The organism is Acidimicrobiia bacterium, from assembly GCA_040881685.1.
GTDB lineage: Bacteria > Actinomycetota > Acidimicrobiia > IMCC26256 > PALSA-555 > SHVJ01.
Genome location: JBBECS010000016.1, coordinates 117,842 through 131,116, shown reverse-complemented (window position 1 = coordinate 131,116; position 13,275 = coordinate 117,842). Strand labels below are relative to the sequence as shown.

12 protein-coding genes are annotated in these 13,275 nt (G+C 67.8%); 4 read left to right on the top strand and 8 right to left on the bottom strand.

What is annotated here, in order from left to right:
* The coding region (locus tag WEE69_04730; GenBank protein ID MEX1144596.1) for a hypothetical protein at nt 1-523 on the top strand (523 nt) is incomplete at its 5' end.
* Nucleotides 524-540: 17 nt separating this feature from the next.
* A complete protein-coding gene (locus WEE69_04725) occupies nt 541-1,221 on the top strand; it encodes a class I SAM-dependent methyltransferase (protein ID MEX1144595.1) in 681 nt (226 codons plus the stop codon).
* Nucleotides 1,222-1,233: 12 nt separating this feature from the next.
* Here WEE69_04725 and WEE69_04720 read toward each other — a convergent pair whose 3' ends face one another.
* Complete coding sequence (locus tag WEE69_04720) at nt 1,234-1,764, bottom strand: hypothetical protein (protein MEX1144594.1); 531 nt, start codon at nt 1,762-1,764, stop codon at nt 1,234-1,236.
* A 127-nt stretch (nt 1,765-1,891) separates the two neighbouring features.
* On the opposite strand from WEE69_04720, the gene WEE69_04715 reads away from it, so the two are divergent.
* Nucleotides 1,892-2,962, top strand: a complete 1,071-nt coding sequence (locus WEE69_04715) for an amidohydrolase family protein (protein ID MEX1144593.1) — start codon at nt 1,892-1,894, stop codon at nt 2,960-2,962.
* A 1-nt stretch (nt 2,963) separates the two neighbouring features.
* Here the strand turns inward: WEE69_04715 and WEE69_04710 are convergent, their stop codons facing one another.
* A complete protein-coding gene (locus WEE69_04710; protein ID MEX1144592.1) occupies nt 2,964-3,875 on the bottom strand; it encodes a sulfite exporter TauE/SafE family protein in 912 nt (303 codons plus the stop codon).
* Nucleotides 3,876-3,893: 18 nt separating this feature from the next.
* Here WEE69_04710 and WEE69_04705 point away from each other — a divergent pair, with 18 nt between their 5' ends.
* Nucleotides 3,894-4,421 carry a YbhB/YbcL family Raf kinase inhibitor-like protein gene (locus tag WEE69_04705; protein ID MEX1144591.1) on the top strand — a complete coding sequence of 176 codons (528 nt, stop codon included), beginning with the start codon at nt 3,894-3,896 and terminating at the stop codon, nt 4,419-4,421.
* On the opposite strand, the gene WEE69_04700 is transcribed toward WEE69_04705, so the two are convergent.
* The 6 genes from WEE69_04700 to WEE69_04675 form a co-directional block, all read right to left on the bottom strand.
* Entirely contained in the window at nt 4,418-6,280 is a 1,863-nt protein-coding gene (locus tag WEE69_04700; GenBank protein MEX1144590.1) for an adenylate/guanylate cyclase domain-containing protein, read from the bottom strand. The genes WEE69_04705 and WEE69_04700 overlap by 4 nt on opposite strands.
* A 9-nt stretch (nt 6,281-6,289) precedes the next feature.
* Nucleotides 6,290-7,999 (bottom strand): GMC family oxidoreductase, encoded by a 1,710-nt coding sequence (locus WEE69_04695; GenBank protein MEX1144589.1) that lies wholly within the window; start codon nt 7,997-7,999, stop codon nt 6,290-6,292.
* A gap of 96 nt (nt 8,000-8,095) precedes the next feature.
* The gene (locus WEE69_04690) at nt 8,096-8,662 is read right to left on the bottom strand and encodes a gluconate 2-dehydrogenase subunit 3 family protein (GenBank protein MEX1144588.1); all 567 of its coding nucleotides are present in this window, start codon (nt 8,660-8,662) and stop codon (nt 8,096-8,098) included.
* A 27-nt stretch (nt 8,663-8,689) separates the two neighbouring features.
* A complete protein-coding gene (locus WEE69_04685) occupies nt 8,690-9,328 on the bottom strand; it encodes a hypothetical protein (protein MEX1144587.1) in 639 nt (212 codons plus the stop codon).
* Between the two features lie 7 nt (nt 9,329-9,335).
* Nucleotides 9,336-11,399: a hydantoinase/oxoprolinase family protein gene (locus tag WEE69_04680; protein ID MEX1144586.1), complete on the bottom strand. Its 2,064-nt coding sequence runs from the start codon at nt 11,397-11,399 to the stop codon at nt 9,336-9,338.
* 18 nt (nt 11,400-11,417) lie between these two features.
* Nucleotides 11,418-13,238 carry a hydantoinase B/oxoprolinase family protein gene (locus WEE69_04675; protein ID MEX1144585.1) on the bottom strand — a complete coding sequence of 607 codons (1,821 nt, stop codon included), beginning with the start codon at nt 13,236-13,238 and terminating at the stop codon, nt 11,418-11,420.
* Between the last annotated feature and the right edge of the window lie 37 nt (nt 13,239-13,275).

Sequence of the window (13,275 nt, the reverse complement as noted above, 5' to 3'; positions counted from 1 at the left end):
CCCAACAACGGTTGATGAATCCGCGCGCTCGATCGAGCGATGGAGGGTTTCTCTCGCGCTCGTGCTGCTGATCGGAGTGCTCGTTGCCACCGTCGGGGAGTCGATCAGCGCGGCGGGTGCACCTGAGATCGGCGTGGTCGACAGCTGGGGCCGCATCGATGAAGCGGTGAGTCAGATCGCGACTTGGCAGTACCTCTCGGTTGTCGGCGCGGCCGCGTTCGTGCTGCTCGGCGGCTTCGGATTCGAGCGGATCGATCTCGAGTCCATGTCATCCCGACGAGTGGCCTGGTTGGGGGTCGTCGTCGAGCTGGTGGCGCTCGCCACCGCCGCGGTCGTCGGCATGGTCGCCGTGTTCCAGCGGACCAGCGATGCCGACGCGGTCGGCGGCGTCGGGATCAGCGATTACTACTCACAGACCGAGAAGATCGGCGAGACCGTGGCCTACGCGGCCATCGTGATCATCGCGGTGGGCCTGCTGACGTTCGTGACGCGGGGCCTGCGGACGAAGGACGTATCTCCCTGACTCGTGATCCCGATGCCATGAGCGTGAGCGACGCGTGGGAGGCACACGCCCAGGACTGGATTGCCTGGGCGCGCACGTCGCAGCATGACGGGTTCTGGTCCGGCACCTGGCCCGCGCTGCACGAGCTGCTTCCCGCACCCGGGGGAGTTGCGGTCGACCTCGGGTGCGGCGAGGGACGGGCGGGTCGGGAGCTCATCGCGCTCGGACACGATGTCGTGGGAGTCGAGCGCTCGCCGACGCTCGTCGAAGCCGCTCGAGCCGCCGAGCCCGCCTTCCCGGTCGCGCTCGGTGACGCCGCGGCCCTGCCAATGCGCGCCGGTAGCGTGTCGCTGGTCGTGGCGAGCTGCTCGCTGCAGGACGTCGACGATCTCGAATCTTCCCTGCACGAGGTCGCACGCGTCCTCCGCCCAGATGGAGCCTTGTGCGCGGCGATCGTGCATCCGTTCAGCTCAGCGTCGGACGAGGAGGCGGCCGTCGCCGGGCGGTTCGAGGTCAACCAGCCGTACCTCGAGGCGCGCCGCTACGAGATGGCGATCGATCGCGGCGGCCTGACGATGCGCTTCGTGAGCATGCACTGGCCGCTCAGCACGTACGTGAACCTCTTGGCGCGCGAGGACCTCGTCATCACCGCCCTGCGGGAGGCGGGTGACGACGAGGTCCCCTGGCTGCTTGCCTTCCGCGCCGAAACGCGCGGCTGACTGGGCTGGCGTCTAGCAGGACGGAAGCGTCACGTCGCCCTCGAACTGCGCAGAGCCACCGTCACCGTCAATGGCCTTGACGAGGACGTGCACCGACTGGCCGCCGAAGCTGCAGTCGTACTCGTGAGTTGCCGAGAACGAGTTGTTGCTCCCGTCGGAGCCTGGGATGACGGTTTGCTGGTCATCTCCCCAGTAGAACTCGACCTGGTACACCTCTTCTTCTTCCGGACCGTCCGGATCGTACGCGTGGAGGTCGACGCGGACGAACGGCTTGTTGTCCTCGGAGTACGCCTCGATGCTGTGGTCGGGTTGGAAGTACGGCTGCTCGTTCTGCGATCCGGAGCCGCTACCGCCGGAACCGCCGCCGCCGGAACCGCCGCCCGACTGGGGCGCCGGGGCTGGTGCGAGCGTGGTGGTGGTCTGCTCGGTCGCCGTATCGACTTTGGGGTCGTCGTCGCCACCGCCGGCCGCGAGTGCGATGCCCGCGATCACCAGGATCGCCGCGCCGACGCCGCCGGCGATGATGCCCGCTCGCTTGTCCACTCGACCTCCTTTTCCAACGGCCCCTGCCAACCGAAGGGGCGGAGCCTAGCCAGCATCCCGCGCCGGTTGGAGCCCCGCAAACGGTGACAGACGTAGACTGCGTCTCGACCCGGAGCGAAGAGAGCGCATGATCGACACGTATCGCAACGCGACCTTCATCTCGACCGATGCACACGTCACCGAACCGATCGAGCTGTACGCCGAGCGGATCGACGGCGAGTTCGCGGATCGAGTGCCGCGCATCGAGGCCCGCGACGGTTGGCGCACCCTGTTCGTGGAGGGGATGGGACCCCGCAAGCTCATGACCGCCGACGAGCGTGAAGTGGCCATCGTCGGCGATTGGGAACCAGCTGACCGGATCCGCGACCAGGAGAAGGACGGCGTCAGCGCCGAGGTCATCTTCCCGACGTTCGCGCTCCAAGCGTGCTTCTCACCTGACGACGCGCCCTTCCAGCTCGCCCTCTGCCGCGCGTACAACTCGTGGGCCGCCGAAGTGTTCGGCACCGAGAATCGCTTGCTTGCGGTCGGCCTCGTTCCGATGCTCGATATCGACGCGGCGATCGTGGAGGCCAAGACGCTGGCGGACCAGGGTGTCCGATCCTTGTTCCTGCCCGCGCGCGTGCAGCAGCGCCCGTACAACGACCCCGAGTACGACCGGTTCTGGGCCGTTGCCGAGGACCTCGGGCTTCCGCTCACCTTCCATTCCGGGACCGGGCACGAGCCGCGCGTGGTGCGCGGCAACGGCGGGGCCGTCATCAACTATCTGCTCGGGGCTCAACTCGACGGCCCGATGGTCATTCTCAACATGGCTGCTGGTGGAGCGCTCGACCGGTTCCCGAAGCTGAAGATCGTCACCGTCGAAACCGGAGCCGCGTGGCTCGGCTGGATCATGACCCAAGCCGACTCGATCTACCAGGACCACCTCCATTGGGCGCGTCCGAAGCTGTCGCTCAAGCCGAGCGAGCTCATCCGACGCCAGGCCGCGGCCACCTTCATGTACGACCCGGTGGCGATCAACAACCGTCACATCACCGGGATCGAGACGTTGATGTGGGGTAACGACTACCCGCATCCCGAGGGAACATGGCCCACCTCACAGGAGTTCGCGGCCAAGCAGTTCGACGGCGTCTCCGACGACGAGGTCCGCGCGATCGTCGGGGGCAACGCAGCCAAAGCGTTCGGTTTCTCGACGAACTGAATCAGTCGGCGCCGCGCCGCGCCTGCACTCCCCGCGTCAGCCGTGGGCGCGCCATCGCGAGCGCTACGAGCGCGATCGCGGTGACGTAGTACGACCAGCGCCAGTCGTGGAGCTCCCATGAACCCGCAAGCTCGCGGATGTTCGTGAGGAGCAAGAGGGCGGCGACCGCCAAGCCCAGCAGGCGAGCTGGAAGGAACCGCACGACGTAGGCCGCGAGCGGCGCGGCCGCGACGCCGCCGCCCAGCATCGCGAGCACAACCTCGGCATCGAGCCCACCGCCTCCTAGCGACGCTACCAACGACCCCGCAGACACGGTGGCGACCGCAACCTCTGCGGTGTTGACCGAGCCCACCGCGAACCTCGGCGTCAACCCGCGATGGAGTAGGTACGGCGTCACCACGGGTCCCCACGCTCCGACGAGCCCGTTCGTGATGCCACCGGCTGCCGCGGCGATCTCCACCCCGCGCTCATCGAAGGTCGGTGGCGCGTCTTCGGTCGCCTCGGTGTCCGCGGCGCCGGGAGTGTCGGGCGCGAGAGGGAGCGGCCGGCTGAAGCGCACGAGGATTCGGATGCCGACGAGCAGCAGGAGGACGGCGAGGAAGGGTTTCAGGTCGTCGCCATCGACGCTGGCCAGCACCGTGACGCCGATGAGGGCACCGATCGAACCAGGAATCGCGAGTCGCACCACGAGGCGGCGATCGATGTTGTTGAAGCGCCAGTGTGCGACACCGGCGACAAGACCCGTTGCCACCTTGGCAAGGTTCACGGTCGTCGAGACCGTCGCGGGCGACAATCCCTGACTCAGCAAGATGCTCGACGATGTGGGACCGAAACCCATACCGAGCGCGCCGTCGACCATCGCGGCGAAGAATCCCGCAATCCCGACCACGACCAGATCCGCCTCCACGACCATCGGTCTAGCCTCTGGCTCGTGCGCCGTGTGCTGTCGACCGCATTCGTGATCACCACCGTGGTGGTCGTCAGCGCGGGACCAGTTTCGGCGAAGACGAAGCTGAAGCTCACGAGCCCTGCGTTCGAGAACCGCGGGACAATCCCGGACGGGTTCACGTGCGACGGCGCGAACGCATCGCCTCCCTTGGAGTGGAAGGGCGTGCCCAAGGGCACCGTGGAGCTCGCCATCACCCTCGAGGATCCGGACGCGCCAAGCGGCACGTTCGTGCACTGGGTGGCGTGGGGCATCGACCCCGAAGCGGGTGCGTTGCCCGAGGAGACGCTCCCTCCGGACGTCGTCGAAGGTTCTCCGTCGTACTTCGGGCCGTGCCCACCGCCGGGAGTCGATCCGCACCGCTACCGGTTCACGCTCTATGCGCTCGACGAGCCCGTTGATCTCGAGGCGGGTGTGGCGACTGCCGACGACTTGCGCGCTGCCGTCAAGGGAACCGTGAAGGGCAAGGCGAAGCTCGTCGGCCTCTACGGCCGCGAGGTCGGGACGGCCTAGGACGCGCTCGTCGGCACTCCGGTGGTCGTGGGGGTCGCCTGACGCGGTTCGGATTCGCCCACGAGCACCTTGAACAGCGGCACCGGCTCGTCGAGGCCCTTGAGCTGCACGGCACCCATGGACTCCATCGGCGGCACGTTCGTGAGCCGCTCGATCATCTTCTCGGGGAGCACGATCTCGCTTTTCCCGGCCTGACTGCACAGACGGCTGCCGAGGTTCACCGTGTCGCCGACGATGTCGTACTGCCGGCGACGGCCGCCACCGATGTGCGCCGCGACCACGTCACCTGCGTTCATCCCGATGCCGAACTTCACCGGCGGGATGTGGAGGTTCGCCAGCTCGGTGTCCAGCTCGTGTGCTCGACCCTGGATCTCCATTGCACAGTCGAGCGTGGACTGCGCGTTGTTGTCGCAAGGAAGGGGCGCACCGAAGACCGCAAAGACCTCGTCGCCCACGAACTTCAACACGGTTCCGCCGTGGCTGTGGATGATCTCCGTGAGCAGGTCATAGAAGTGATTGAGCATCGCCCGCACCTCGTTCGGCTCGAGGGTCGCCGACAGTGACGTGAACCCACGGAGGTCGCAGAAGAACAGGCCGACGTCGACCCGCTCACCTTCGATGTGGGATTCGAGCGCCCCGGAGAGCTCGAGCTGTCGGGCAACCTCCTCCGGTACGTACTGCGCGAACAGCGACGACACTCGGCGGCGCTGACGCGTCTCGGTCACGTACTTCACGCCGAGCGCCGTGAGGAAGGCGAGGAACTGGCCGAGTGTGGTGTACACGACGTTCATCACGTGGCCGTCGTCGAAGCGCACGAAGGTGATCAGCAGGTAGCCGAACCCAATGACGAAGTTGGCGAGCGCAGCCAACCACAGCGGGAGGAACAGCACGGAGAGTGCGGCGAGCAACGTCACGAGTGCGACCCAGACCGTGGTCTCCGTGGGGGAGACGGTCTCCAGGTACGACGCGGTCAACATCGTGTTGAGCGCATTCGCGTGGATCAGCACACCAGGGAACGTGTTCGACTTGTCGACCGGAACGAGCTTGGTGTCACCGAGCACCGGCGTGGTTGCGCCGATGAAGACCACCTTGTTGCGGAACCGCGCCGGGTCGGCCGCGCCCGTGAGCACGTCGGCGGCCGAGATGATGGCCTTGTCATCGCGCCGGTCGAGCCCGGGCGCGAAGTTGAGGCGCAGCTGGCGGCGTCCCTCGGTGGGGATCACGGTCTGGCCGACCTGGATGTCGCCGTTCGATCTCACGATGGGTTCGGTGTGGCGGAGCGCGGCCAGCGCTTGCACGGCGAGCCCATAGCGGAACTGGGCGCCGTCCTCGTAGACCAGCGTCAGGGATCGAACGACGCCGTCGGACGGATCGTTGATGACGTTGACGTGGGCGACCTCGGTGTTGCCGGCCTGGGCCAGCCGGTCGAGCGGGGCCAAGTCGACCTTCTTGACCTCCAGGAAGGTCGGGTCGGTGTCCGACGGCTCGGCGATGTACGACGCGCCGATGATCGGGGCTCGGACCTCCTGCAATGCCGCTTCGAGCTCGGCGTCGCCTTCTTTCTCACCAGAGAACAGCACGTCCCAGACGACGACCGACGCGCCGGCCGCAGTCAGCTGGCGGGCGAGCAGTGCCTGGGCCGAGCGCGGCAACGGCACCTGACCCACCTCGCGGATCGTCGTCCCGTCGATGCCGACCACCACGATGCGATCGTCGGTCTTCGCGGACGGAAAGAGCGCATCCGACGCCCGCCGCTGGAACCCACCGAAGATGCCGGCAGACAGACCACCGGCCGTCAGCGCGGCGGCAAGGGCGGCGATCGCCACCGCATAGAGGAATCGTCGCAGGACCTTGTGCACGGCCGCTCATCATGGCACCCGCGCCTGACGCTGGGAGCGGAGGGGCTCGAGGTCGGCGAGGGCGCGTGCAGCTCGGATCGCGAGGGCCACGATCGTGAGCGTGGGGCCGTAGCCGGCGCCGGTCGGGAAGACGGATGAGTCGGCGACGAGCACATTGTCCACATCGTGCAGGCGCTGCCATCGGTCGCACACGCTGGTGCGAGCGTCGTTGCCCATGCGCGCGGTTCCCATCACGTGCCGGGAGATCGGGCTCGGGTTGGTGATGCGCCGGCGGGCCGCGTGCTCGGGCAACGCCGGCGAAGTGGCCCAGAACGTGTGCGTAGCGCCCGCCTCGCGCATGACCGCCTCGAGGCGCGGCGCCCAGTGCCGCGCGCACTCGATCTCGTGGCGGTGCGGTGAGTACGTGACGCGCCCGGCGGGGAGGCCCCAGGCGTCCGTGACGTGCGGATCGAGGTCGACTCGGTTGGTGGCTTGCGGGAGGTCTTCGCCCTGCATCGTGAACACCGCCATGCGATCGCGCATCGGAGAGCCGAGCATCAGCCGTGTGTGGTCTTCGCCTGGTGACAGGTGGATGGCCTCCGTGATCGGGTGTGACGCGCCGCCGTGCTCCACGATCCCGCCGCGCATCCAAGGGAGCCCGGCTTCGCGTGCGGCCGTGTCGGCCGCGGGGTCTGGGAGGATCGGGTCGTCCATCAGGTGCGTGACCGACCGGCCGCGGTGCGCGTGGAGGCGGAACGGGAAGATGCCCATCGCGAAGGTCTGAAAGTGGTACATCAGGAACCGCCCGACGACGTCGGCGTTGCCGACACCTGAGCGCTGGAGAAGACGGGGCGTCTCGAAGGCGCCTGCCCCGAGGACTACGTGACGGGCACTCACCTCATGCGCGTTCCCGTCAGCGTCGAGGTAGCGCACGCCACGCGCCTTCCGACCGGAGCTGTCGAGCAGCACTTCGGTCGCATACGACTCGGGTCGGATGTCGCAACGACCGGTGCGAAGTGCGTGGCGCAAGGGTGCCACCGGATCACCCTTGGCATCGATCGGACAGCCGAAGTAGCCGCAGAAGCCGCAGTTGTTGCACGCAGGTCGGCCGTCGTACTCGACGCTGTTCACTCCCGTCGGCGCGCGGTATGGGTGGTAGCCGAGTTGGGTGGCTGCGTCTGAAGTGAGTGCCGCGCAGAACATGTCGGGTCCGGGGGGCATGGGGTAGGGGCCAGAGCGCCACGCCGCGAACGGATTGGCGTCGGCGTCACCGGCCACGCCGACCACTCGCTCGGCCTCCGCGTAGTACGGCTCCAGCTCGTCATAGTCGAGCGGCCAGTCGACGAGCTCCGCGCCGTCGACTGGGGCGAGCTCGGACGCGATGCGGAAGTCGATCTCGCGAAATCGCGGCAGCTTGCCGTCCGCGTGGATGCCACCCCCGCCAATCGTGGAGGGGAGGTTGTTCACGTCGCCGACGTGGATGCGATCACCTTCGGTCTCGTCGTGGCGGAACGTGCGTGGCTCCAACCACGGGTCGGGGCCGAGGAAGTGGCGGAACAGCAGCTTCAGCTCGTCGTTGCTCACCTCCCCGAGCGGCTCGAACGGCGCGTCGAGGGAGAGAAGGTGGTTGCGGCCCTTCTCGAGCATGACGACCGACCAGCCTGCGGTGGTCAGCACCTCCGCGACGGTGGCACCGGCCGGACCGGTGCCGACGATCACTGCATCGCAGTCCATCACCATTGCGCAGCTCCCGCTCCGCTACTTCCGGTCGCTGCGCTCCCTCCATTCGCTCCGCTCGCAGCGCATTGGCCCACTCAGTGCGTTCGGTCGGCGCAGCTAGTCACGTCCCGCGACCTCCTCGTCCGTGTAGCCGCGTGGCTGCACGTCACCGTCGTATTGGATGGACGCCCATCCGCGGAGGCCGCGGTTCCCGCCGTATTCGGGCGCAGCGTACGCGCCCTCGCAGGACTGCGCATAGAGCAGCGCCTTGAACTCGGGATTTCGGTCGAGCCGTGCATCCTGCTCGTCGGGCGTGACATCGCAGAAGTCTCTGCCGAGAGCGGCGATCCCTTCGTGATACTGCTGCTGCCACCCGATCACGGCACCGTTGCGCTCGCGCTCGACCATGCCCTTGGAGCCCTCGATGCGCGTACGCCACGCGAGCTCCTCGAGCGCGCTGAGGTCCATGAACTGCTCGAACGAGGGATCGCCACCCGCCCGTCCCGAGAACGGCCCGCCGGCCCAGATCCGGGGCGGATCAAAGGTGAACGCACCGAGGAGGGCGTCGATGAAGTCGGCGACGCCGAGGGCAGCGCCTCCCGGATGTGCGTCGTATGGAGGGATCAGCCGGTCAGCTGCGGCCGCGACGACCGCGTGCTCGTGCTCGGTGAGCCAAACGGGCACGACGAGGTGACCGGTTCGTCGCGGACCTTAGAATTCCTCACAAGCGGACGATCGTGCGAGCGCGCGGTCGAGCACCTGGTCGGGATCGATGGACGGATCGTCGGGCACGGCGTTGAAAGCATCTCTGATTGCATTGCCGGCGCTGCTGAAGGTGCTGGAGAGCTGAAGCGAAGCCGTGACGAACAGGTTGGCGGCTTCCACCGGGTCAGACGTCTGGTCCGCGATCGAACGGAGATCGGTCGCGCCGGCCTCGAACTCGAACGCGAGGTCTTCGAGACCGTCTCCCAGGATCTTCGAGATCACGCGCTTGATCTTGGCGCCGCCGCCGACTGCGGGCTTCTTCAGCTTCCGGACGTCGTCGGCCGTATCGCTCGACACGTCCACAGCGTCGTCGAGATAGCCGGCCGTGGTCTCGATCACGTCGAAGACTGCCGACGGATCGGCGTCGACCGCGCTCGCTGCTTCCTCGGAGTAGTTCACGACTTGGTCCCCGATGGAGACCAGCTCGTCGCGGAAGTCGAGCACCGTGGTGCAGAACGACTTCGCCCACTTCTTCGGGCTGATCGAGCTGGCGGCGGCCGCACTCGGGATGTTGCCAAGAAGGATTGTGACGGCGACAGCACCGGCGAACCAGGCGCGTCGTCTTGGTGTGTCCTCGTTCTTCATCGGGGGATCATGCCAGTTCGAGCTGGTAATTGCCGGTCGCGTCGAGGCGCGCGCTTCCGCCCGGCGGAACGACGACCACGGTGAACGGCTCCTCGACGAGCGCCGGGCCATGGACCTCGCTCCCGGGGCCGAGACGGGACCCGTCGTACACGGTCGTCTCGACGAATCCCGCGCCAAAGTATGCGGGTCGCGTGCCGGTTCGTGCCGAGTCGGCCTGCTCGAGCGCGCCGACCTCAGCCAGACGGTCGGGCTTCGGCGTGCGGCCGCGGGCAATGAGGCGCACGCCACGCAGCAGCGGCTGCTGGTTGCGGAACGCGAACCCACGCTCCGCCTCGTGCTGATCGTGGAACCGCTCGGCGAGGTCGAGCAACCCAGGCTCGTCGATGGACGGCCCTTCGAGGAGCGGCACGCTCATGTCGAAGTTCTGACCCGGGTAGCACATCTGCGCGTACAGGCCGACGTCGATGTCGGTGTCGGCCAACCCCGTGGGGTCGAGCTCCTTGGCGGCTTCCTCCTGGAGATCGCTCAGCAGGGACCGAACGCGCGCGACATCGACCTGCGAGAGCGGCACGACGTAGGCGCGCACCAGGTCGACGACGTAGTCGGCCACCAAGACGCCCAGCGCCGAGAACGCGGGTGCGGCCTTGGGCACGAGCACCCGGTCGATGCCGAGCTCTTTGGCGACGGCCCACGCGTGCACAGCGCCGCTGCCGCCGAAGGCGATCATCGACAGTGTCCGCGGGTCGGCGCCGTGCGACGCGAGCACGCGCCGAGTGGCGTTCGCCATGTTGGCGTTGACGATGCGCTCGATACCCCACGCCGCGTCGACCACGTCGAGACCCAGCGGCTCGGCCACATCGCGCATGATCGCGGCGCGGGCCGCGTCGACGTCGAGCTTCATGCGCCCGCCGGCAAAGCTGTCGGTGGGGATGTAGCCGAGCACCACGTCGGCGTCGGTGACGGTGGGGTGCGTGCCACCGTGCCCGTAGCTCACCGGTCCGGGCGTCGAACCTGCGCTCTCGGGACCGACGAGCAACGCACCCTGACGGACGCGCGCGATCGACCCACCGCCCGCGCCGACGCTCTGCACGTCGACCATCGGCATGCCGATGTAATAGCGGTAACGCCAGTTCCAGTCGGTCTTGATCTCGGGGCGTCCGCCGCGCACGAGACACACGTCGAAGCTCGTGCCGCCCATGTCGACCGACACGAAGTCGAGGACCCCGACCTTGCCCGCGGCCAGTGCCGCACCCATGACCCCGCCCGTCGGGCCGGACGCCAGCAACGACACGGCGCGCTTGGCGACGTACTCGGGCGGCATCACGCCGCCGGTCGACTGCATGATGAGCAGAGGACCGCCGTAGCCCGCGGCGCGCAGGCTCTCCTGGAGCTGTCCGACGTACGCCGAGATCTTCGGCGCCACGTACGCGTTCACGAGGGTGGTGGAGACCCGCTCGAATTCCGGGCCACGGGCCATCACCTCGTGCGAGAGCGAGACGTGGTCGACGTCGGGGAACTCCTCGCGCACGATCTCGCCAGCGCGCCGCTCATGCTCGGAGTTCACGAACGAGAAGAGGAACATCACCGCGATCGACCGCACTCCGAGCGCCTTCAGGCGCTGCACACCCTTGCGCACTGCGTCCTCGTCGAGCGGGAGGACGACCTGGCCCTGGTAGTCGAGGCGCTCGGGGATAGGGATGCGCGCCCGCCGGCGCGCAATCGGCGCCGGTGCGGGGTAGGAGGGATCCCAGATCTCCTCCTTGTGGACCCGGCGCATCTCGATCTCGTCGCGGTGTCCCTCGGTGACGAGCAGTCCAGTGGCCGCGCCGTTCATCTCGATCATCGTGTTGTCGGCTGTGGTGGTGCCGTGCACCAGGATGTCGAGGTCGGCGCAGAAGTCGTGGAGCGAGAGCCCGAAGCGCTCCGCGAGCTGGCCGAGGCCTGTCATCACTCCGAGCGACTGGTCCTCGGTCGTGGTGGGCGTCTTGTCGAGCACCACGTCGCCCGCGGGCGTGACACAGATCACGTCGGTGAAGGTGCCACCCACGTCCACGCCCACGCGGTACCCCACGTCAGCCCACCATAACCTTCAAGCGGCCCGCCGGTCGGCGCGGAGCTTGGCGGTGGCGGCTTCGTCGACGGCGAGCGTGAGGTCGTCGAGCGACCCGGTGAGCACGACGGCGTAGTCGCGCGGGGCGGCTTCGACGCTCACGTACTCGTCGAGCACGTCGTCGAGCACCGCTTGCGGGTCGCGATCGAGCGGATTGCCCCAACCGCCCCCGCCGCCGTAGTCGTACATCACGCGCTGGCCCGCGGCGATCGGAACCCAGTCGGCGGTGTGCTTCACCTTGTACGGATCGTCGGACCCGTACCGGATGATCATCTTGTTCGGAGCGCCGTTCTTGCCGCCGCAGATCCCGGGCATCGGGTACTTCATGCCAACGACGTACGTGTACACCTTGGCGTCGACTCGCACTTCCTTCTCGTAGTGGCTACCGCACAGGCCGCGCCACTGACCAGGGCCACCGGAGTCGGTGCGATAGTCGCGGCCCCATTGGATGTGCGGGAACAAGCTCTCGTTGAACTCAGCCGTCGCCTTCCACAGGTTGCCGAACGACGCCGCTTGCGCGCCCCAGGCGTCCATGCCCTTCGCGGCGTTGCACCAGCCCGCGTACACCTCGGCCGAGTGGTCGGTGAACGTGGCGCCGGTGCGTGGGTCGACGCCCACGATGATCGTGGGGATTCCGGTCTTGTACGTCTGCGGGACGGCCTTGTCGGGCAGCACGTCCTGCATCGCGACCGCGATCACCTCGCCCACGTCGGCGCCCGGGTGGTGCGTACCAGCGCTCACCGGCTTGCCGGGCGCGGGGTTGAGCACGCAGCCTTGCGGGACCACGAGCTTGATCTGGTCGAAGAAACCCTCGTTCTTCGGGATCTCGGGGTCCATCATCGCGGCGATCTGCCCGACCGTGTAGCCGCGCGTGTTGCCGAACGTGGACCACGCCTGGAGCTCCTGGCGCGTGTCGGAGCCGGTGAAATCGATGGTGAGGCTGTCGCTCGCAACAGTGATCTTCACGTGCAGGTGCACATCGGGGTTGCCGAGCGGATCGTGGTCGACGTACGCGTCGGCCTCGTACTCGCCATCGGGCCATGCGGTCACTTCCTCACGGAAGCGTTTGGCCGCGTAGTCGATCATGAAGTCGACCGACTCCTCCACCGCGTGGATGCCGTAGTGGTCGATCACCTGGGCCATGCGGTTCGCGGCGAGCTGCGCGGCGCCGATCTGCGCGCGCAAGTCGCCGATGTAGTCGGGGATTCGGTTGTTGGCCTGGAGCGCGTAGAGAACGTCGCGGCGCTCGACTCCTTGGTCGATCACCTTCACGACGGGCCAACGCACGCCCTCACCCCACAGGTCGGTGGCCGTCACGTTGTACCCACCGGGTACGCCGCCGCCGGTGTCGCCGTGGTGGCACTGGATGCTGGCGATCAGCACCATCCGGCGTGTGCCGTCATCGTCGGCCGCGTAGATGGGTGCGAACACGTTGTAGTCGGGGAGGTGACCGCCGCCGTGGTACGGGTCGTTGGCCACGAACACGTCGCCCTCGCGGAACTCATCGACGCCCAGGAACTCGAGCGCGAAGCGCACGGGGAGTGTGGACGTGAGCATGAACTGTGGGATGCCGACCGAGAGCGCGGCGAGCCGGCCCTGGGCGTCGAGGATGGTGGCATTGCGCTCGTTGCTCTGGTTGAGGATCGGCGTGGTGGCCGTGCGCGACACGTACGTGGCCATCTCGAAACAGACGGTCTCCATCGTCCCGCGGATCACTTCGGCGGTGACCGGGTCGACGGTGGGGTGCTCGCTCAGGCGGCCGCGGCTGCCGGCCAGTCGGACAAGGTCAGCGTGCGTCATGGCATCCCCTCGTCGGCGCTCGAATCTGACACTCGCG